We start from the raw sequence: 19,436 nt of genomic DNA, 5'->3' as shown, positions 1-19,436 counted from the left end.
CATCAAGGACCCGACGCAGAACATCGTGTGGGTCACGCCGGAAGGCGGCGGCGGGCCGAATTACCCGAACATGTAACCTGCCGGAAAACGCCGCCTTGCGCGGCGTTTTTTTGTCCCGTCGGCATTCGACGCCACCCTGCCCGCCACCGGGCGCGCGATTGCCGCACCGAACCGCGCCCCGAACCGGCGTCGCTAGCGCGCCGCAATCCGCCGACGGAAATGCTCCGTGCCGGACACGATCTTGTCGAGCACCGCGTCGAGTGCCCAGAACCGCTCGCGCACGTCGTAGTCGATCGCGCGGCAGCGAATCGATCCGAACGTGCCGATCCGTTGATGGTAGATCTTCGCGAGCGCCGGGTAGCCAAGCGCTTCCGACACCGCCGAGAGCACCAGGAACGTCGACAACTCGTCGGCAAGCGCCGGATCCGAGTCGCCCTGCGTGCGCAGCCACCGATACAGATCGGGATGGAAGTTGGTGAACACGCCGTTGAAACCGGCGGAGCCCGCCTTCATCGCATCCCATGCGATCGCGGCGTTCGCATTCAGGATCTTCATCGGCGAGCCCGCGGCCAGCGCAACGCGCCGCTTCACCGTCTCCAGGTCGCAGCTCACGTCCTTCAACATCACGAAGCGGCCCGTGTCGATGCACGCGCGCAGTTCGTCATCGGACAGCAATCGCCGATAAGGCGCCGGACATTCATACAAGCCAAGCGGCAGATCCGTTGGCAATCGGGCGAGCAACTTGTGAAGATGATCGAGAAACGCGGCGCTGCCCTTGCGCTGTGGATCGAGGCGGTTGGTCACGAGCACGACGCCCTGCGCACCCGATTCCGCCGCGGCGCACAGCTCGGCGACCTGCGCGTCCAGATCTTCGCTGACGTGCCCGGACGCGACGACAGGCACACGCCCCGCCACCCGCTCGACCACGAAACGCGCAAGTTCTGCACGTTCTGCGAGACTCAGGAATTGCATCTCGCTCGATTGCGCGACCGCGAACAGCGCATCCGAGCCGTGCGCCAGATACCATTCGATGAGTCGCTCGAGGCCCGCGTAGTCGATCGCGCCGGCATCGTCGAACGGCGTCAGCATCACCGGCACGATCCCTTCGATGGTCGTGCTCGCCTGCTGATGTGATTGCATCTGTTTCTCCTTCCTTCAGTGAATACAGGGGTAGCCGAAGGCCTCAGGCCGGCAGCGCTCCGCGTGCTGCACTCGCGGACTGCTCGGGAATCGGCTTGCGCACCAGCAGCAGGTAAGCCATCGCGCCGGCGAAGGCGATTGCCGCCGCGGTCAGCAGCGCCGGCACGAACGACCACTTCTGCGCGATGACACCCGTCAGGATCGGCGCGAGCGCACCGCCGATGAAGCCGCCGAAATTCTGGATCGCGCCGAGCGATGCGACACGGCTCGGCGGTGCGGCCGCCGTCGCGAGCGCCCACGAACATGCCGATGCCGCATTGGCGAGAAAAATCACGACCGAAATGCACGCGAGCGCGACCGTATTGCTCTGCACGAGCGCAGCCGGAATCGTGAACGCGACCATCCCGAGCATCGCGACGACCACCGCATTGCGCCGGCTCACGACCGGCGAGCGGCTGCGGCGCGTCACCAGATCCGACAGCCAGCCGGCAACGAGCGAACCGACGAACCCGCACAGGAACGGCACGGATGCCGCAAACCCGGTGCGAATGAGGCTCATGTGACGCTCCATCGTCAGATATCCCGGCAGCCAGGTCAGGTAGACCCAGTTCAGATACACCGAACCGAAGAAGCCGATCAGCATGCCCCAGGTCGTGCCGTGCGAAAACAGACTGCGCCAGTCGGCGAAGGTCAGCTTGGGTGCCGCGACGGTCGTCTGCGCATCGGCATCGAGATACCCTCGTTCCGCCGCGGTCAATTGCGCACGCGCCGGATCGCGATACGACGCAAACCAGACGACGGCGACCACGAGACCAAGTGCCCCCGTGATGAAGAACGCCCAGCGCCAGTTGAACGACGCGACGAGCACCGACAGCAGCAACGGCGCGAGCGCGGTACCGAGCGGCGATGCCGCGTTGAAGATCCCGGTCGGCGTACCGCGTGCGCGCAACGGAAACCAGTTGCTCACCACCCGCGCCGCCGACGGGAACTGCGGCGCCTCGCCGATGCCGAGCACGATGCGCGCGACGATGAACCAGCCGAAGGTGGACACGAGGCCGCCCGCCATCTGCGCGAACGACCAGACGATCAGCCCGATGCCGAGCAGCCGGCGCGGCCCGATGCGATCGACGAGCCCGCCGACCGGAAACTGGCACAGCGCATAGCTCCACGAGAACGCCGACAGCAGCAACCCCATCTGCGAGAGCGACAGCCCGAGATCGTTCCGGATTGCCGAACTCGCGACGGCCAGCGTGCCGCGATCGAGATAGTTGACGATTCCGCTCGCCATCAGCAGCGCGAGCGCGATACGTTGTCCGCGCCGGATACGTGGCGGCGCAGTCGGAACAGCCTGGTCTTCGTTCATTTCGATTGTCTCCATGTCATAGGCGGGTGTCTGCCCGCGCCTTCCGTCGTCGCGGAATCTATACCGTCATGCGCTCCACTTCCTCGCGTGTCGGAATGGACGTCTGCGCGCCGTGGCGCGTGACGCTGATCGCGGCAGCACGCTGGCCGAACGCGATCGCGTCGTCCATCGACGCACCGCTCGCCCGGGCGGCCGCGAATCCGCCGACGAAGGTGTCGCCGGCCGCCGTCGTATCGACGGCGACCACCGCCATGGCCCGATGGCGGCCATTCCCCGCGCTGCCGCGCCAGCAGACGCCGCGCGCGCCCAGCGTCACCAGCACGTTGCCGACGCCTTTCGCGCGCAGCGCCTCGGCGGCGCGCACCGCCGAGGCGTCGTCGCCGACGGCGATGCCGGTCAGCGACTCCGCTTCCGTTTCGTTGACGACGAGGTAGTCGATCCGCGCCAGCAATGCGTCGAACAGCGGCCGTGCAGGCGCCGGATTGAGCAGCACCGGCGTGCGATGCGCGATCGCACTGCCGATCGCGCGCGCGACGGTCTCGATCGGCACCTCGAGCTGGCACACCATCAGCGCCGCACCGGCGATCGCGTCGCGCGCTTCGTCGATCAATTCGGCATCGAGGCGCGCGTTCGCACCGGGCACCACCACGATGCTGTTCGCCCCGTGCGCGTCGACCGTGATCGTCGCGACGCCGCTTGCCTCGCCGTCGATCCGGTGCAGGTGCGTCACGTCGATGCGTTCGGCCGCCAGCGCGTCGTGCAGGCGCGCCCCGAACGCGTCGTCGCCGACGCAGCCGATCATTGCGACCGATGCGCCCAGACGGGCCGCTGCCACCGCCTGGTTCGCCCCCTTGCCGCCGTGAACGGTCCGGAACGTCGTGCCGAGCAGCGTTTCGCCCGGCACGGGCAGCCGTGGCGCATGCGTGACGAGGTCGACGTTGATGCTGCCGACGACCGCGATTCGAGGGGACTTTGCGTGGCTCTTCATTCGATGTAACCGCTTACATTTGCGACAAACAAAATAGCCGGAGCGGCCGTCGTCGACGAAAATTTCACAATGCGGATGCGATCTGTGTCTGACATAATACGGAATGGCATCAAGATAGCGCTTACATTCGCACAGGCGTCGCCGGGAATGCAAGCGGGACCACGATGAATCGAGGGTAAACGATGGCGTTTTTGACCACGCGCGGCGTCTGCGACGCAGCCGCGCCCAAGGATGACCGATGAGTATGCCCCCATCCAGCGGCGGCACGGCTCGCGCACGCCGCGGCAGCGGCCGATCAGTGCTCGGGGATGTCGCGAAACTCGCCGGCGTGTCGACCGCGACCGTTTCGCGTGTCTACAACGACCCCGGCAAGGTCTCGGCCGACGTGCAGCAGCGCGTGCGCGACGCGGCACGCGCGCTGAACTGGATTCCCAATGCGGCCGGCCGCGCACTCGCCTCCACGCGCACCCACATCACGGGTGCAATCATCCCGACGCTCGACGACCAGGTGTTCGCGTCGCAGGTAGCGGGCATGCAGGCGGTCATGGCCGAGCACGGCATCACGCTGTTCCTGGGCTGCTCGAATTACGACCCGGCCCAGGCGCTCGCGCAGGTGCGCGCGATGCTGTCGCGCGGCGTCGAAGCCGTGTCGCTGGTCGGCGAGGCCTATCCGCCGGAAGTATTCGAACTGCTCGACCTGCATCGGGTGCCGTATGTCGTCACCTATGCTTACCGCGACGACAGCCCGCACTGCTGCATCGGCTTCGACAACCGTGCGGCATTCGCGCGACTGACCACGCACCTGCTCGACCTCGGGCATCGCGATTTCGCGATCATCATGCAGCCTTCGGCGGACAACGACCGTGTGCAGGCCCGCCTGCGCGGCATCCACGACACGCTCGCCGCGCGCGGGCTCGCGGTCCGGCCGATCCACCAGCATGAGGGCCCGGCCACGATCGCGTTCGGGCGCGCGAGCCTGCGCGCGATCGCCGACAGCGGGGCGACGCGCCCGACGGCCGTGATCTGCGGCAACGACGCACTCGCGCTCGGCGCCCTGCTGGAAGCGCAGGCCATCGGCCTCGACGTGCCGTCGCAATTGTCGATCACCGGCTTCGACGATGTCGCGCTGGCTCGCGAGATCCGGCCTGCGCTGACGACGATGTGGGTCGACACCGATGCGATCGGCCGCAAGGCCGCCCGCGCGTTGCTCGACGCACTCGAGCACGGCGAAACCGGGCCCGGTTTCGCGGTACTGCCGGAGCTGCGGGTGCGCGAATCGGCCGCGCCGCCGAACTCGGCGGCTCAATGAAAACGGGGCGCCTCAGGCACCCCGTTTCGCATCGAATCGATCGAGCCGGCGCATGCCGGCCCGGCTGCCTCAGGTCGCGCTGCCCGCGATCTTCGGCGTCGGCGTCTCGACGTCGCCGCACTGCGCGCGATGGCGCAGCGCATGGTCGATCAGCACCAGCGCAAGCATCGACTCGGCGATCGGCGTCGCGCGAATGCCGACGCACGGGTCGTGGCGACCGAAGGTTTCGACCGTCGCCTCTTCGCCGGACTTCGTGATCGAACGGCGCGGCGTGCGGATGCTCGACGTCGGCTTGATCGCGATCGACACGGTGATGTCCTGCCCCGTCGAGATCCCGCCGAGCACGCCGCCCGCATGGTTGCCGACGAAGCCGGCCGGCGTCAGTTCGTCGCCGTGCACCGAGCCGCGCTGCGCGACGCTGTCGAAGCCCGCGCCGATCTCGACGCCCTTCACCGCGTTGATGCTCATCATCGCCTTCGCGATGTCCGCGTCCAGCCGGTCGAATACCGGCTCGCCCCAGCCGACCGGCACGCCGGACGCAACGACGTCGATGCGCGCGCCGATCGAATCGCCGTCCTTGCGCAGCGCGTCCATGTAGGCTTCCAGCTCCGGAACGACCGCCGCGTTCGGCGAAAAGAACGGGTTCTCGCGAACGTGCGACCAGTCGACGAACGGCACGTCGATCTCGCCGAGACCGCTCATGTAGCCGCGCACCTCGACGCCGAAACGCTCGCGCAGCCATTTCTTCGCGACCGCGCCCGCGCCGACGATCGGCGCGGTCAGGCGCGCGGACGAGCGGCCGCCGCCGCGGTAGTCGCGGATGCCGTATTTCTGCCAGTAGGTGTAGTCGGCATGGCCGGGTCGAAACGTCTCGACGATGTTGCCGTAGTCCTTGCTGCGCTGGTCGGTGTTGCGGATCAGCAGCGCGATCGGCGTGCCGGTCGTCACGCCTTCGAACACGCCGGACAGGATCTCGACCTCGTCGGCCTCCTGGCGCTGCGTCACGTGCCGCGACGTGCCGGGCTTGCGGCGATCGAGTTCGATCTGGATGTCGGCTTCGGTCAGCCCCATTCCCGGCGGGCAGCCGTCGATCACGCAGCCGATCGCGGGACCGTGCGATTCGCCGAAGGTCGTGACAGTGAAAAGCGTGCCGAGGGTATTGCCGGACATGATGGAACCGCCCAAAGAGAATTGGACAAACCGATGCGCTGCCGGGACCGCTGGCAGGCCGATCGTTTGCCGGTCGAGAAAAAGAAGTAAACCGCTATTATGCCAGCCGTCCCGTGCCCGCGGGCCGTGTGAACCGTTCAGACCACACGGGCCGGCCGCGCGGGCGGCCCGGCGCGATGCCGCCCCGACCCGCCCCTGCTCACTTTCGCGCGCCGCGCAACTCGGTCACCGCGGCTTGCAACGCCTCGGGCGTCGCAACCGAGGCCGGGATCGGCTCGCCGACCGCGAGCGTCAGCCGGCTCATCACGCCGCGCTTGATGGGTCGCGGCATGCGCGCATCGGTATGACGAGAGAAATAGCTGCCCCACAGCCCGCGCAACGCCATCGGAATCACGGGCGCCGGCGTACGGCTCAGGATTTCGGTGATGCCGTGGTGGAACGTGTTGATGTCGCCCGTCTTGGTCAGCTTGCCTTCCGGGAAGATGCACACGAGTTCTCCATCCTTCAGCGCGGCCTCGCACGCGTCGTACGCACGTGCCAGCATGTCGGGATCCTCGTGGCGCGGCGCGATCGGAATCGCCTTTGCATGCCGGAACACCCAGCTCGCGAAGCGCGTCTTGAAGATCCGGTGATCCATCACGAACCGGATCGGCCGCGGGCTCGCGGCCGCCAGCACGAGCGCATCGACGTAGCTCACGTGGTTGCATACGAGCACGGCCGCGCCGTCTTCCGGGATCCGCTCCGCATGCACGAGGCGAATCCGGTAGAACGTGTGCACCAGCACCCACGCGACGAAGCGCAGCAGGAACTCCGGAACGAGCAGGTAGATGTACGTCGCGACCACGACGTTCAGCAGCGCGGTGACGAGGAACAGGCCCGGGATGTCGACGCCGGCCTTGGTCAGCCCCATCGCCATCAGGGCCGACAGGATCATGAACAGCGCGTTCAGGATGTTGTTCGCGGCGATGATCCGCGCACGATGGGTCGGCGCGCTGCGACTCTGGATCAGCGCATACAGCGGCACGCTGTAGAAGCCGCCGAACATCGCGAGCAGGAACAGGTCGGCCAGGATGCGCCAGTGACGCGCGCCGGCCAGGAATTCCCCGACCGACAGCAGATGCCCGGGCGACGGCAGCGCGCGGCTCGCGAAATACAACTCGATCGCGAACACGCTGATGCCGATCGAGCCTAGCGGCACGAGGCCGATCTCGACGCGCCGCTGCGACAGCCGCTCGCACAGCAGCGAGCCGAGGCCGATCCCGACCGAGAACGTCGCGAGCAGGACCGTGACGACGTCGGGGCTCGCGGACAGCACGTCCTTCGCGAAATTGAAGAACGACGTGAGGAACGTCGCGCCGACGAACCACAGCCACGAGATGCCGAGCAGGCTCAGGAACACGGTGCGATTCTGTCGCGCGAGCCCGAGGTTGCGCCACGTCTCGCTGAACGGGTTCCAGTTGATCACGAGATCGGGCTGCGGCGCCGGCGTCGGCGGCACGCGCTGCGCGACGAGCCGTCCCGCGAGCGCGATGACGACGACGCTGACGGCCAGCACACGTTCACCGTTGCCTTCGATGCCCGCGGCCGCACCGCCGATGATCGTGCCGATCAGGATCGCGATGAACGTGCCCATCTCGACGAGGCCGTTGCCGCCGACCAGTTCGTGGTCGCCGAGATGCTGCGGCAGATACGAATACTTGACGGGGCCGAACAGCGTCGAGTGCATCCCCATCATGAACGTGCACAAATACAGCAGCGTCGCGCTGTGCGTGACGAAGCCGGCCGCGCCGACCAGCATCAGCACGATCTCGAAGGTCTTCACGAAGCGCGTGAGCGTCGCCTTGTCGTATTTGTCGGCGATCTGGCCGGAGGTGGCCGAAAACAGCACGAACGGCAGAATGAAGATCGCGGAAATCAGGAACGCGGCCGTCTTCGCGTCGACGCCGGAGAAACGCGCGGTGTGATAGGTGACGAGCGAGGTGAATCCGATCTTGAACACGTTGTCGTTCAGCGCCCCGAGGAACTGGGTCGTGAAGAACGGCGCGAAACGGCGCTGGCGCAACAGGTCGAACTGCGACGCGTGGGCGCGCCGTTCGCCGCGCGACGCGGAAGAGACTTGCGTGTGATCGCTCATGCGGAATACGCGCGCATCGTCTGGGCGAAGCTGCGCGGGCCTTGTGTTGTTGTCGAAAAAACGGCGGCGCAGGCTGAACCTGCGCCGCCGTGCGCCGAGTGGCAGCGCCCGCGCGTCATGGCACCGGGCGCGACATGTTTCACGGCTTCTGCGCTTCGGCTTCCGATTCGGATTCCGGCCAGTCGCGGATGTATGCCTTCAGCATCCGGTTCTCGAAGCTTTGCGCCTCGACGACCGTCTTCGCGACGTCGTAGAACGAGATGACGCCCATCAGCACCTTCTTGTCGAGCACCGGCATGTAGCGCGCGTGGCGCTCGAGCATCATCCGGCGCACTTCGTTGACGTCGGTTTCCGGCGTGCACGTGAGCGGCTCGTCCATCACCTTGCGCACCTGCACGTCGCCGATCGCACCGCCGTTCACGTGGAGACGCAGGATGATCTCGCGGAACGTCAGCATCCCGACGAGATCGCCGTACTCCATCACGACGAGCGAACCGATATCGTGTTCGGCCATCGTATCGACCGCTTCGCGCAGCGGCTTATCGGGCGTCACCGTAAACAGCGTGTTGCCCTTCACTTTCAGAATATCGCTGACGCGCATCGTAGTCCCCTCATGCTTGAATGCAAATCCGCTTTCGATCCTATCGGAAAGCCTGTCAAAAGGAAAGCGCGGGCCCGCGCGGCGCGGCCGCCCCCGCTTGCGGACGCGAGCCGCCCGCCGCACAATGACTCCATCGACAGCGGCCCGAGGAGACGGCCATGGCGCATACGCATACGGACCAATTCGCCAGCTTCGCTGACTTCTACCCGTATTACCTGAACGAACATCAGAACCTCACGTCGCGGCGGCTGCACTTCATCGGCTCGCTCGGCGTGATCGGCTGCGTCGCAATGGCGATCGCGACGGGCCACTGGCCATGGCTGCCGGCGGCGGTCGTATGCGGCTACGGATTCGCGTGGGTCGGACACTTCTTCTTCGAGAAGAACCGCCCCGCCACGTTCCGGCACCCGATCTACAGCCTGATGGGCGACTGGGTGATGTTCAAGGACATCTGCACCGGGAAGATCCCGCTGTAACGCCCGCCCGGCGGCGCGTCACGCCGTTTTCGGCGGCCGCGCGTGCGGGTCGGGCGCCCCGCCGGGCACAGGCCCCGGCACGGTCTCAGCCGGCGGCACGCCGGTGAGCCGGTGCTCGGCGATCAGCGACGCAAGCGATACGTCGAACCGGTCGTTCGACAGCACATCGAGCAATGCCGCCCCTTCGACGTGGCTGCGGCGGCGCTGGAGCTGGTAGGTCAGCTCCGTGCGGTCGATCACCAGCACGTCGAACAGCTGAGCCAGCGTCAGGTGCTCCGGATTCGCCAGCAGGATGTAGCTCGGCGCGAGTTCGCCGCTTTCCAGCCGCGCGATCCATTCCCGCTCCTCCATCGTCAGCAGCAGCCGCTGCGCGGTTTCCATGTCGCAGCGCAACATGGTCGCGAGCCGCATCGCCGTATAGCCCGCCTTGCCGACCGCGCGCGCCTCGGCCAGCCTCGCCAGCAGTTCGAGCGCGTCGAGCAGGTCGCTGCCCGGATAGTGGATGCGATGGAACTGGCCGACGCGAATCGCCGGCAGTGCGGACGCCACCATCGCGCCGAGCAGCGCGATGAACCAGCTCAGGTACACCCACAACAGGAACACCGGCAGCGCCGCGAACGCGCCATATACGGCCGTATAAGTCGGAATGCGCCGCACGTAATAACCGAAGCCGCGCTTCGCGAGCTCGAACGCGATGGCCGCGAACAGCCCGCCGATCACCGCGTCGCGCCATGCGACCGTGCAGTTCGGCAAGTACACGTACAGCAACGTGAACGCGAGCACGGTCAGCGGCAGCGACACGAATGCGAGCAGCCATTCGACGATCGACGTGGACGGCGCGGCGCCGGTGAACGCCAGCGACTGCGTAAACAGGTACGACGAGATCGACAGGCTCACGCCGAACAGCAAGGGCCCAAGCGTGATCAGCGCCCAGTACGCGAGCACGCGCTGCGCGAACGGCCGCGGCTTGCGCACCCGCCAGATCAGGTTGAACGCGGACTCGATCGTCATCATCGTCATCACCGACGTGACGACGAGCGCGATCAGGCCGGCCGTCGTCAGCCCCTTGGCCTTCGACGCGAACTGGTTCAGGTACTTGAAGATCTGGACGTTGAACTGCGCGGGCATCAGGTGATCCGCGAGGAACCCCTGCAGCGAGATCTGGAACGATGCGAACATCGGGAACGCGGTGAACAGCGCGAACGCGACCGTCACGAGCGGCACGAGTGCCAGCATCGTCGTGAACGTGAGGCTGCCCGCCACTTGCGGGATGCGATCCTCGGCGCTGCGCCGGGCCGCGAACTGCGCGAGGCGCTTGAGGGTGTCGAGATCGACGCTCAACTTCGGCAAACGGCTTCTCCTTCTCGATGGCGCGCGCGATGGCGCGCCGCCGCCGCGCTGCGCGACGACTTCAGCCCCTATAATAGCCGCTCGATCCAGCAGGGGCCGACTGCACCGGGCATGCGCGCGGCCGCACGCGGCTCCGTCGCCCATGAAAGACATTCTCGTCCTCTATTACAGCCGTCACGGCGCCACACGCGATCTCGCGCTCGCGATCGCGAACGGCATCGATAGCGTGCCCGGCATGCAGGCCCGCATCCGTACGGTGCCGCCCGTCTCGACGGTCTGCGAGGCCACCGCCCCCGACATCCCCGACGACGGCCCGCCCTACGCGGAACTCCGCGACCTCGAGGAATGCGCGGGCCTCGCGCTCGGCTCGCCGACCCGCTTCGGCAACATGGCGGCCTCGCTCAAGTATTTCCTCGACGGCACGACCCCGCAATGGCTGTCGGGCGCGCTGACCGGCAAGCCGGCCTGCGTGTTCACGTCGACCGGCAGCCTGCACGGCGGCCAGGAATCGACGCTGCTGTCGATGATGCTGCCGCTGCTGCATCACGGGATGATGATCGTCGGGATCCCGTACACGGAATCCGCGCTCAGCACGACGCGCACCGGCGGCACGCCTTACGGCGCATCGCACGTGTCGCAGCACGATCGCAGCGCGACCGACGGGCTGTCGGCCGACGAAAAGGCGCTCGCGGCCGCGCTCGGCGTGCGGCTCGCCCGCGCCGCGGCGGCCCTGTCCGCCGCCCAGGCCTCCGAAGCCGCATGAACCTGCCCGCCCGCCCCGCCGTCGCCGCCCGGCCGCGCTACGCGCTGGCCGCGGCCACGTGCCTCGTCGCGCTGATCGCGCTGTCGCTCGCGTGGGAACTGTGGCTCGCGCCGCTGCGCCCTGGCGGCTCGGCGCTGATGCTCAAGGCCGTGCCGCTCGCGCTCGCGCTGCCCGGCGTGTGGCGGCGTAACATCTATACGATGCAGTGGGCGAGCATGCTGATCCTCGTCTATTTCGCCGAAGGCATCGTGCGCGGCATGTCCGACCGCGGGTTGTCCGCGACGCTCGGCTGGTGCGAGACCGCCCTCGCCGTCGGCTTCTTCGTGGCAGCGCTTGCGTACGTCGCGCCGTTCAAGCGCGCGGCGAAGCGGCAGCGCGCCGCGTCCTGACCCTTACGCGACCGAACGTGATGATTTCTTCCGAAGCCTTCGTATCCGCCTGCCGCGACGCGATCGGCGCCACCTACGTGCTGACCGATCCGCACGATACCGAGCCGTTCCTGACCGACTGGCGCCGCCGCTACAAAGGCAGCGCATGCGCGGTGCTCAAACCGGCCGATACGGCCGAAGTCGCCGCGCTCGTCCGGCTCGCGAACACGCATGGCGTCGCGCTCGTGCCGCAGGGCGGCAACACGGGCCTCGCCGGCGGTGCGACGCCTGACGCGAGCGGCGACCAGGCCGTGCTGAGCCTCGCGCGCCTGAACCGCGTGCGCGCGCTCGATCCGCACAACAACACGATCACGGTCGAAGCCGGCGTGATCCTCGCCGACGTGCAGGCACGCGCCCGCGAAGGCGGCCGGCTGTTCGCGCTGAGCCTCGCCGCCGAAGGCAGCTGCACGATCGGCGGCAACCTGTCGACCAACGCGGGCGGCACCGCGGTGCTGCGCTACGGCAACGCGCGCGAGCTGTGCCTCGGGCTCGAGGTCGTGACGGCGCAGGGCGAGATCTGGAACGGCCTGCGCGGCCTGCGCAAGGACAACACGGGCTACGACCTGCGCGACCTGTTCATCGGCGCCGAGGGCACGCTCGGCATCATCACGGCCGCGGTGATGAAGCTACATCCGCTGCCGGCCGCGCAGGTCACCGCGCTGGCCGCGCTCGAGTCGCCGCACGCGGCGCTCGACTTCCTCGCGCTCGCGCAGCGCGCGGCCGGCCCGCTGCTGACCGGCTTCGAGCTGATGTCCGATTTCTGCATGCAGCTCGTCGGCAAGCACTATCCGCAACTGCGCTATCCGTTCGACCGCACGCATGCGCAGACGGTGCTGCTCGAACTGTCGGACAACGAGAGCGAAACGCATGCGCGCGCGCTGTTCGAAAAACTGATGGAAGAAGCATTCGAGGCCGGGCTCGTGGTCGACGCGGTGGTCGCGGAAAATCTCGCGCAGTCGCGCGCATTCTGGGACCTGCGCGAACACATCCCGCTCGCGCAGGCCGACGAGGGACTGAACATCAAGCACGACATCGCAGTGCCGATTTCGTCGATCGCGCGCTTCATCGACGAAACCGACGCGGCGATCCAGCAGGCCGCGCCCGGCGCGCGGATGGTCACGTTCGGCCACCTCGGCGACGGCAACCTGCACTACAACGTGCAGACGCCCGAAGGCGGCGACCCGAAGGCGTTCCTCGCGGAATTCCAGAAACCGATCAATCGCATCGTCTATGACAACGTGCACCGTCACCACGGCACGATCAGCGCGGAGCACGGGATCGGCCAGTTGAAGATCGACGACGCCCAGCGCTACAAGTCGCCGGTCGAAACGGCGCTCATGCGCACGCTGAAGACCGCGCTCGACCCGCGCGGGCTGATGAATCCCGGCAAGGTCCTGCGCTGAAGCCCCCCACCCCGGAGCGATGTCCATGAGAGTTCGCGTCCTGTCCGACCTGCATCTCGAAAGCAACCAGCCCGACACGATCCCGCACGCCGACGCGGATCTCGTCGTGCTGGCCGGCGACATCCACAATCACGCGGAAGGCCTGCGCTGGGCCGCCGAAACGTTCGCCCCCGACGTGCCGGTGATCTACGTGCCGGGCAACCACGAGTACTACGACGGGGAATTCGGCGCGCTCGAAACCGCGATGCGCGACGCCGCGCAGGCGATCGACAACGTGCATTACCTGAACAACGGCGTGTACGTCGATCCGGCGCAGCGCTTTCGCGTGCTGGGGACAACGCTGTGGTCCGATTTCTCGCTGTTCGGCGCCGATGAGGCGAGCATCGCACGCGCGATCGACGCCGGCATGCGTGTGATGCTCGATTTCAAGGGTTTGATCCAGGTGACGTGGCCGCACGATGCGGCATTGCATGCGGCGGAGGCGCCGGAGCGGGATTTCACGCCGGCCGACGCGATCGCGCTGCACCGGCAAGGCCGCGCATGGCTGGAAGCACGGCTCGCGACGCCGTTCGACGGCCGCACGATCGTCGTCACGCATCATGCGCCGCACCTGCGCTCGCTCGCCGAGCGTTACGCGGAAGACCTGGCGTCGGCGGGATTCGTCACGGACATGGCGGAACTCGTGCGGCCGCCCGTGGACCTGTGGATCCACGGCCACACGCATACTTCATTCGATTACGTGACCGACAGCGGCACGCGCGTGGTGTGCAACCCGCGCGGCTATATCCACCGGCGCACCGGCGAACTGGAAAATCCCGCGTTTGCATGGGACAGAGTGGTCGAGCTCGGCTGAACGCCGGGCCATCCGGCCGCGCGATGCGGCCCTTCCCGATCCGAAAGGCCGCCCGATCAGCGATCGGCGCGGCGCGATCCGTTCGCCGACGGGCGTACCCGCACCGGCGCCGGCTTCATCCGTGCCTTCATCGCGCGCAGCAGATCGCGCGTCGCCGCGGCGGCGGCAGCCGCACCAAGCAGAACTCCAAGGCCGATCATCAGTTGCGTATCCATTGCGACTCCGGGTATGGGCAGATCCAAATCTCTCTGATTTGAACAGTATCAAACTGTCCGCCGTCCGAGGGTAAAAAAATGTTGCGCGAAGGATAAATCTCGTCAGATCGGGCTCGACCGCGCGCTCATGTCGCAGCCGTGAACTGCGCGAGCGCGGCTTCGTCGGCTTCGAGCGTGGCCGGCAACTCATCGCGCAGAAAATCGACCCAGGTGCGGATTTTCGCGTCGAGATACTGGCGCGACGGATACAGCGCGTAGATGTTCATCACGTGCGACCGGTATTCGGGCATCACGCGCACGATGTGTCCGCTGCGCAGCCCGCCGATCGCCGAATAGAGCGGCAACCCGCCGATCCCCATTCCTTCCCGCACGGCCACCGCGAGCGCCTCGGCGACGTTCACGCGGAACGGCGGCGCCGTGATCGGAATCACCTCGTCGCCGTGCGGCCCCGACAGCGACCACTCGTCGAAGTGAAAGCCCGGCGCGACCATCCCGAGACAGACGTGGTGCTCGAGATCCGCGGGCGTCCGCGGCACGCCGTGCGTGTCGACATAGCCCGGCGACGCGCACACGACGCTGTAGCTCTCGCCGAGCCGCTGCGACACCAGCCCCGAATCGGGCAGGTCGCGGCCGACGACGATCGCGACGTCGTACCCCTCGTCGAGCAGGTCGGGCATCCGCTGCGCGAGCGTCAGTTCGACGTGCACGTCCGGATAGCGCTGCCGATAGCGCGCGATGGCCGGCACCAGATAGTGCTGCCCGAGGCTCGTGAAGCAATGGACCTTCAGCTTGCCCGACGGGCGCGCGTGCGCGTCGCCCGCTTCGGCTTCGGCCTGGTCGACGTACGCGAGGATTTGCTCGCAGCGCTGCAGGTAGCGCTCGCCTGCCTCGGTCAGCGCGATCCGGCGTGTCGTCCGGTTCAGGAGGCGCGTGCGGAGGTGCGCCTCGAGATCCGACACGGCGCGCGATGCATAGGCGGTAGTCGAATTCATCTGCTGGGCGGCCGCGGTAAAGCTTCCCGCGTCGACCACACGGACGAATACCCGCATGTTTTGTAACGTATCCATCCCATTACCCGTTTGAATCCGGAGGGATTGTTGCACAGGGGCGAACAAATATTATCTCAGGATTCGTAAAAATGACTTGCACCCTTGTCCATTTATTCAGGAATCACTGAAAAATATAATCGCATCCGACTCATCTATATCCGAAAGGGAGAAAATCGTGCGGTCTCCGGCAACAAAAGGGACGCTGGCACTGGCGGTTCTTGCAGTCTCATTAATAATGGCCGGATGCGCGAGCATGGGCGACAACAAGCCGCAGTCCGCGCGCATCGAAGCGAACACACTCGATGCCGGTGCCGCCATCCGCGCGGCGGACCACGACGCGGGCTGGCCCGCGTCCGACTGGTGGCGCGCGTACCGCGACCCGCAACTCGACGCGTGGATCGCCGCCGCGCAGGCCGGCAACCCCACCCTCGCGGCCGCCGAGGCCCGCGTGCGCGAAGCGCAGGCGATGGCGCGCGTGGCCCGTTCGGCGGAACTGCCGCAGATCAACGGCAACCTGTCGCTGATGCGCCAGCACTGGCCCGACAACGTGTACTACGGGCCCGGACCGCTCGCCGACACCGACACGTGGAACAACACCGGCACGCTCGGCCTGTCGTACCACCTCGACCTGTGGGGCAAGGACAAGAACGCGACCGAGCGCGCGCTCGACACCGCGCATGCGACGGCGGCCGACGCACGGGCGGCGAAGCTCGAGCTCGAGGTCAACGTCGTGCGCGCGTATGTCGGCATGTCGATGAACTACGCGCTGCTCGATCTCGCGCACGAAACGTTCGAACGCCAGCGCTCGCTGGCCGATCTCGCGCGCAAGCGCCTGCAGGCCGGCCTCGGCACGCAGCTCGAAGTCAGCCAGGCCGAATCGACGATGCCCGACTACGAGCGCCAGATCGACAGCTATGAAGAAGCGATCCAGCTCGCGCACCACCAGCTCGCCGCACTCGCGGGCAAGGGCCCGGGCGCCGGCGATGCGATCAAGCGGCCGAGCCTGTCGCTCGACGCGCCGGCCGGCTTGCCGTCCGCGATGCCGGCCGACCTGCTCGGCCGCCGCCCGGACGTCGTCGCGGCCCGCTGGACGGTCGACGCGCAGGCACGGGGCATCGATGTCGCGAAAGCCGCGTTCTACCCCAATATCGATCTGCTCGCGACGGTCGGCGGCTTCGGCGTGACCGCGCCGTTCACCGACTTCCTGCGCGCGATGAACGGCGGCTGGACGGCCGGCCCGGCGCTGTCGCTGCCGATCTTCGAAGGCGGCCGCCTGCGCGCGCAACTCGGCGCGGCCGACGCCGGCTACGACCAGGCGGTCGAGCGCTACAACCAGACGGTCGTCGGCGCGCTCAAGGACATCGCCGACCAGGTCGTGCGGATCCGCTCGCTCGATACGCAGAAGAAGGACGCCGCGCGCTCGGTGGCCGCCAACGACCGCAGCTACCAGCTGTCGCGCGAAGGCTTCCGCCGCGGGCTGACCGATTACGTGAACGTGCTGGTCGCGCAACAGCAGCTGCTGCGCGCGCAGGAGACGGCGGCCCGCATCGATGCGGAGCGCCTCGCCGCGCACGCGCAGCTGATGGCCGCGCTCGGCGGCGGCGTCGAGCCGGAAACGGACGTTCAGGCCGGCCATCCGCCGCACGACGAATCCGCCGCGAGCGCCGCCGCGCCGGCCGCCGCATCGGGTGCGAAGCCCGTCGCGGCCGCCGCCCGGCCCGCGCGGGTCGCAACCGCCGGCGCGACCGCCACGCCGGCCGCACGGTAACGCGGAGCGACCGTCATGTCCGCCTCCTCCCCCGCTTCCACACATGCCGCCGGCCCGCTCGCGGCCTGGTCCGCCGCGTTCGGCGACTGGGCCCGCAGCGACGGCGCCGCGTGGCTCTATCTGTTCAAGGCACTGCTTGCCGCGTTCATCGCGACCGGCGTGTCGATGCGGCTCGACCTGCCGGCGCCGAAGACGGCGATGACCACGGTGTTCATCGTGATGCAGCCGCAAAGCGGCGCGGTGCTCGCGAAGAGCTTCTACCGGGTCGCCGGCACGATCTTCGGGCTGATCGCGACGCTCACGTTCGTCGGGCTGTTCCCGCAGCAGCCGCAGCTGTTCCTGCTGGCCGTCGCGCTGTGGGTCGCGCTGTGCACGGCCGGCGCCGCGCGCAACCGCAACTTCCGCAGCTACGGCTTCCTGCTCGCCGGTTACACGACCGCGCTGATCGGCCTGCCGGCATCGCAACACCCGGACGGCGCGTTCATGAGCGCGATGACGCGGGTCGCCGAGATCATGGTCGGGATCGTGTCGGCAGGCGTCGTCAGCGCGCTGGTGTTTCCGCAGTACACCGGCGAGCAGATGCGCACGACGGTGCGCAAGCGCTTCAGCAGCTTCGTCGACTACGTCGCGGCGGCGCTGTCGGGCCAGCTCGACCGCGCGCACATCGAAACCATCCATACGCGCTTCGTCGCGGACGTGGTCGGCTTCGAAGCGGCGCGCAGCATGGCCGTGTTCGAGGATCCGGACACGCGGATGCGCAGCGGCCGCCTCGCGCGTCTGAACAGCGAGTTCATGAGCGTATCGAGCCGCTTTCACGCGCTGCATCAGTTGATGAACCGGCTGCGCGCAGCCGGCGCGCAGGCCGCGATCGATGCGATCGAGCCGTACTTTCGCGAGATCGCGCCGCTTCTGACGCGCAATGGCGAACCGGTGCGCTCGTCGGCCGACGCCGCGCTCGCGGCCGAACAGCTGCTCGCGTGGCGCGACGCGCTGCCGCGCCGCATCCGCGCGACGCGCGCCGCGCTCGAGACGCAGCCGGATTTTCCGCTGCTCGACTTCGACACGGCCACCGAGCTGCTGTACCGCTTCATCACGGACCTGCACGAATACGCGGCGACCTATGCGTCGCTGTCGACCGCGACGCACGAGCGCGAACGCTGGATCGAGCGCTACGAGCCGCGCACCAACGTGACGGCGATGGTGATCGCGGCGATTCGCACCGCGACCGTGATCCTCGTGCTCGGCTGGTTCTGGATCGAGACCGCGTGGCCGAGCGGCGTCACGATGACGCTGACGGCCGCGGCCACCTGCGCGCTCGCGTCGTCGACACCGCGGCCGACCGCGATGTCCGCGCAGATGGGCATGGGGACCGCGCTGGCCGTCTGCACGGGCTTCCTGCTGACGTTCGGCATCTACCCGCACATCGACGGCTTCCCGCTGCTGTGCGCGGCCCTCGCGCCGCTGCTCGCGATCGGCATCTTCATGACGATGAAGCCGAAGCTCGCGGGCTACGGCATGGGCTACCTGATCTTCTTCAGCTTCCTCGCCGGCCCCGACAACATCACGCACTACGACCCGATGAGCTTCATGAACGATGCGCTCGCGCTGGTGCTGTCGATGCTCGTCTCGGCGATCGCGTTCGCGGTGCTGTTTCCGCCGACCGCGCCGTGGCTCAAGAAGCGGCTGTTCGCCGACCTGCGCCATCAGGTGGTCGCCGCGTGCCACGCACGGCTGGCCGGACTGCGCACGCGCTTCGAGAGCGGCGCGCGCGACCTGATGTACCAGGCGCACACGCTGTCGGCCGACCAGCCCGATGTGCAGCGCGACGCGCTGCGCTGGATGTTCGCGGTGCTGGAGACGGGCAACGCGGCGCTCGATCTGCGCACCGAGCTGGCGACGCTGCCGTCCGACCCGCGCTATGCGCCGACGACGCCGTGGCGACGCGCGATCGAGACGATGCGCACCGCGCTGTCCGCGCTGTTCCGCCAGCCGGACGCGGCGCGCTTCGACGCGACGCTCGACGCGGTCAACGCCGCGATCGACGCGACCCGGCAGACGCTCGATGCGGTCACGCCGTCGCGCGAGGAGCGCCATCGGCTGCAACGCATCCTGAGTCATCTGCATTTCGTACGCACGGCGCTGCTCGATCCGGAATCGCCGCTCGAGCCGCTCAACCGCAACCGCCCCGTGCGTCCCCAACAAGGAGCCTCGTCATGATGCCGCGTGAAATCGCCATTCTCGATGCCTACATGCCCACGGTGGTCCTGATGTTCGTCCTGGGCGCGCTGGCGACCTGGGCCGTCGATCGCCTGCTCGCCTACACGGGCCTCTACCGTCTCGTCTGGCACCCGTCGCTGTTCCGCGCGTGCCTTCTCGTCTGCATTTGCGGCGGACTGAGTCTTGCCGCTTACCGTTGATTCCGAACC

Annotated in this window: 19 protein-coding genes; 10 read left to right on the top strand and 9 right to left on the bottom strand. The window is 67.7% G+C overall.

Going from position 1 to position 19,436, the window contains the following annotated elements; genetic code table 11:
* Positions 1–76, top strand: a 76-nt coding sequence (locus WS49_RS36460) for a 4Fe-4S dicluster domain-containing protein (RefSeq protein ID WP_133168007.1), incomplete at its 5' end; no start/stop codon positions are given.
* A gap of 116 nt (positions 77–192) precedes the next feature.
* Here WS49_RS36460 and WS49_RS02495 read toward each other — a convergent pair.
* The 3 genes from WS49_RS02495 to rbsK are packed head-to-tail and all read right to left on the bottom strand — an operon-like array spanning position 193 to position 3,491.
* Positions 193–1,140, bottom strand: coding sequence for a dihydrodipicolinate synthase family protein (locus WS49_RS02495; protein ID WP_059524174.1), 948 nt, complete (start codon positions 1,138–1,140; stop codon positions 193–195).
* Between the two features lie 43 nt (positions 1,141–1,183).
* The gene (locus WS49_RS02490; RefSeq protein ID WP_059524173.1) at positions 1,184–2,503 is read right to left on the bottom strand and encodes an MFS transporter; all 1,320 of its coding nucleotides are present in this window, start codon (positions 2,501–2,503) and stop codon (positions 1,184–1,186) included.
* Between the two features lie 58 nt (positions 2,504–2,561).
* On the bottom strand, positions 2,562–3,491 hold the full coding sequence (gene rbsK, locus WS49_RS02485) for a ribokinase (RefSeq protein ID WP_059524171.1): 930 nt from the start codon (positions 3,489–3,491) through the stop codon (positions 2,562–2,564).
* 238 nt (positions 3,492–3,729) lie between these two features.
* Here rbsK and WS49_RS02480 point away from each other — a divergent pair, with 238 nt between their 5' ends.
* On the top strand, positions 3,730–4,800 hold the full coding sequence (locus tag WS49_RS02480) for a LacI family DNA-binding transcriptional regulator (RefSeq protein ID WP_059524169.1): 1,071 nt from the start codon (positions 3,730–3,732) through the stop codon (positions 4,798–4,800).
* Between the two features lie 69 nt (positions 4,801–4,869).
* Here WS49_RS02480 and aroC read toward each other — a convergent pair whose 3' ends face one another.
* The 3 genes from aroC to WS49_RS02465 all read right to left on the bottom strand — a co-directional run bounded on the left by aroC (position 4,870) and on the right by WS49_RS02465 (position 8,705).
* On the bottom strand, positions 4,870–5,970 hold the full coding sequence (aroC, locus tag WS49_RS02475) for a chorismate synthase (protein WP_059524168.1): 1,101 nt from the start codon (positions 5,968–5,970) through the stop codon (positions 4,870–4,872).
* Between the two features lie 199 nt (positions 5,971–6,169).
* Positions 6,170–8,104 carry an MFS transporter gene (locus tag WS49_RS02470; RefSeq protein ID WP_059524166.1) on the bottom strand — a complete coding sequence of 645 codons (1,935 nt, stop codon included), beginning with the start codon at positions 8,102–8,104 and terminating at the stop codon, positions 6,170–6,172.
* A 139-nt stretch (positions 8,105–8,243) separates the two neighbouring features.
* Positions 8,244–8,705 (bottom strand): CBS domain-containing protein, encoded by a 462-nt coding sequence (locus tag WS49_RS02465; protein WP_059524164.1) that lies wholly within the window; start codon positions 8,703–8,705, stop codon positions 8,244–8,246.
* Positions 8,706–8,863: 158 nt separating this feature from the next.
* Here WS49_RS02465 and WS49_RS02460 point away from each other — a divergent pair, with 158 nt between their 5' ends.
* Positions 8,864–9,181: an Mpo1-like protein gene (locus tag WS49_RS02460; protein ID WP_059524162.1), complete on the top strand. Its 318-nt coding sequence runs from the start codon at positions 8,864–8,866 to the stop codon at positions 9,179–9,181.
* A gap of 18 nt (positions 9,182–9,199) precedes the next feature.
* Here the strand turns inward: WS49_RS02460 and WS49_RS02455 are convergent, their stop codons facing one another.
* Entirely contained in the window at positions 9,200–10,531 is a 1,332-nt protein-coding gene (locus WS49_RS02455; RefSeq protein ID WP_059524160.1) for a YihY family inner membrane protein, read from the bottom strand.
* A 142-nt stretch (positions 10,532–10,673) separates the two neighbouring features.
* Here WS49_RS02455 and wrbA point away from each other — a divergent pair, with 142 nt between their 5' ends.
* The 4 genes from wrbA to WS49_RS02435 are packed head-to-tail and all read left to right on the top strand — an operon-like array spanning position 10,674 to position 13,978.
* Complete coding sequence (wrbA, locus tag WS49_RS02450; RefSeq protein ID WP_059524158.1) at positions 10,674–11,294, top strand: NAD(P)H:quinone oxidoreductase; 621 nt, start codon at positions 10,674–10,676, stop codon at positions 11,292–11,294.
* Positions 11,291–11,683, top strand: coding sequence for a DUF2069 domain-containing protein (locus WS49_RS02445; RefSeq protein ID WP_059524157.1), 393 nt, complete (start codon positions 11,291–11,293; stop codon positions 11,681–11,683). The genes wrbA and WS49_RS02445 overlap by 4 nt, the downstream gene beginning before the upstream one ends.
* 20 nt (positions 11,684–11,703) lie before the next feature.
* Positions 11,704–13,125, top strand: a complete 1,422-nt coding sequence (locus tag WS49_RS02440) for an FAD-binding oxidoreductase (RefSeq protein ID WP_059524155.1) — start codon at positions 11,704–11,706, stop codon at positions 13,123–13,125.
* A 25-nt stretch (positions 13,126–13,150) separates the two neighbouring features.
* Positions 13,151–13,978: a metallophosphoesterase gene (locus WS49_RS02435; protein WP_059524152.1), complete on the top strand. Its 828-nt coding sequence runs from the start codon at positions 13,151–13,153 to the stop codon at positions 13,976–13,978.
* 56 nt (positions 13,979–14,034) lie between these two features.
* Here the strand turns inward: WS49_RS02435 and WS49_RS35505 are convergent, their stop codons facing one another.
* Complete coding sequence (locus tag WS49_RS35505; protein ID WP_175908214.1) at positions 14,035–14,193, bottom strand: hypothetical protein; 159 nt, start codon at positions 14,191–14,193, stop codon at positions 14,035–14,037.
* A 125-nt stretch (positions 14,194–14,318) separates the two neighbouring features.
* A complete protein-coding gene (locus tag WS49_RS02430) occupies positions 14,319–15,260 on the bottom strand; it encodes a LysR family transcriptional regulator (RefSeq protein WP_059524150.1) in 942 nt (313 codons plus the stop codon).
* 157 nt (positions 15,261–15,417) lie between these two features.
* Here WS49_RS02430 and WS49_RS02425 point away from each other — a divergent pair, with 157 nt between their 5' ends.
* From WS49_RS02425 to WS49_RS02415, 3 genes are read left to right on the top strand one after another with little or no spacing between them, the layout of a single operon-like run.
* The gene (locus WS49_RS02425) at positions 15,418–17,010 is read left to right on the top strand and encodes an efflux transporter outer membrane subunit (RefSeq protein WP_082725456.1); all 1,593 of its coding nucleotides are present in this window, start codon (positions 15,418–15,420) and stop codon (positions 17,008–17,010) included.
* A gap of 15 nt (positions 17,011–17,025) precedes the next feature.
* Positions 17,026–19,227 carry an FUSC family protein gene (locus WS49_RS02420; RefSeq protein WP_059524146.1) on the top strand — a complete coding sequence of 734 codons (2,202 nt, stop codon included), beginning with the start codon at positions 17,026–17,028 and terminating at the stop codon, positions 19,225–19,227.
* Positions 19,224–19,427: a DUF1656 domain-containing protein gene (locus tag WS49_RS02415; protein WP_059524144.1), complete on the top strand. Its 204-nt coding sequence runs from the start codon at positions 19,224–19,226 to the stop codon at positions 19,425–19,427. The genes WS49_RS02420 and WS49_RS02415 overlap by 4 nt, the downstream gene beginning before the upstream one ends.
* Positions 19,428–19,436: the final 9 nt, after the last annotated feature.

Source organism: Burkholderia sp. RF7-non_BP4 (assembly GCF_001521935.1).
Taxonomy (GTDB): Bacteria; Pseudomonadota; Gammaproteobacteria; order Burkholderiales; family Burkholderiaceae; genus Burkholderia; species Burkholderia diffusa.
Note: the sequence above shows the minus strand (reverse complement) of the source record. Positions and strands in the feature narration are given on the sequence as shown.

Excerpts from the sequence above, each read along its gene's own strand:
- WS49_RS02495 (WP_059524174.1), bottom strand. The coding sequence starts at position 1,140 with ATGCAATCACATCAGCAGGCGAGCACGACCATCGAAGGGATCGTGCCG.
- WS49_RS02490 (WP_059524173.1), bottom strand. The coding sequence starts at position 2,503 with ATGAACGAAGACCAGGCTGTTCCGACTGCGCCGCCACGTATCCGGCGC.
- rbsK (WP_059524171.1), bottom strand. The coding sequence starts at position 3,491 with ATGAAGAGCCACGCAAAGTCCCCTCGAATCGCGGTCGTCGGCAGCATC.
- WS49_RS02480 (WP_059524169.1), top strand. The coding sequence starts at position 3,730 with ATGAGTATGCCCCCATCCAGCGGCGGCACGGCTCGCGCACGCCGCGGC.
- aroC (WP_059524168.1), bottom strand. The coding sequence starts at position 5,970 with ATGTCCGGCAATACCCTCGGCACGCTTTTCACTGTCACGACCTTCGGC.
- WS49_RS02470 (WP_059524166.1), bottom strand. The coding sequence starts at position 8,104 with ATGAGCGATCACACGCAAGTCTCTTCCGCGTCGCGCGGCGAACGGCGC.
- WS49_RS02465 (WP_059524164.1), bottom strand. The coding sequence starts at position 8,705 with ATGCGCGTCAGCGATATTCTGAAAGTGAAGGGCAACACGCTGTTTACG.
- WS49_RS02460 (WP_059524162.1), top strand. The coding sequence starts at position 8,864 with ATGGCGCATACGCATACGGACCAATTCGCCAGCTTCGCTGACTTCTAC.
- wrbA (WP_059524158.1), top strand. The coding sequence starts at position 10,674 with ATGAAAGACATTCTCGTCCTCTATTACAGCCGTCACGGCGCCACACGC.
- WS49_RS02445 (WP_059524157.1), top strand. The coding sequence starts at position 11,291 with ATGAACCTGCCCGCCCGCCCCGCCGTCGCCGCCCGGCCGCGCTACGCG.
- WS49_RS02440 (WP_059524155.1), top strand. The coding sequence starts at position 11,704 with ATGATTTCTTCCGAAGCCTTCGTATCCGCCTGCCGCGACGCGATCGGC.
- WS49_RS02435 (WP_059524152.1), top strand. The coding sequence starts at position 13,151 with ATGAGAGTTCGCGTCCTGTCCGACCTGCATCTCGAAAGCAACCAGCCC.
- WS49_RS35505 (WP_175908214.1), bottom strand. The coding sequence starts at position 14,193 with ATGGATACGCAACTGATGATCGGCCTTGGAGTTCTGCTTGGTGCGGCT.
- WS49_RS02430 (WP_059524150.1), bottom strand. The coding sequence starts at position 15,260 with ATGGATACGTTACAAAACATGCGGGTATTCGTCCGTGTGGTCGACGCG.
- WS49_RS02420 (WP_059524146.1), top strand. The coding sequence starts at position 17,026 with ATGTCCGCCTCCTCCCCCGCTTCCACACATGCCGCCGGCCCGCTCGCG.
- WS49_RS02415 (WP_059524144.1), top strand. The coding sequence starts at position 19,224 with ATGATGCCGCGTGAAATCGCCATTCTCGATGCCTACATGCCCACGGTG.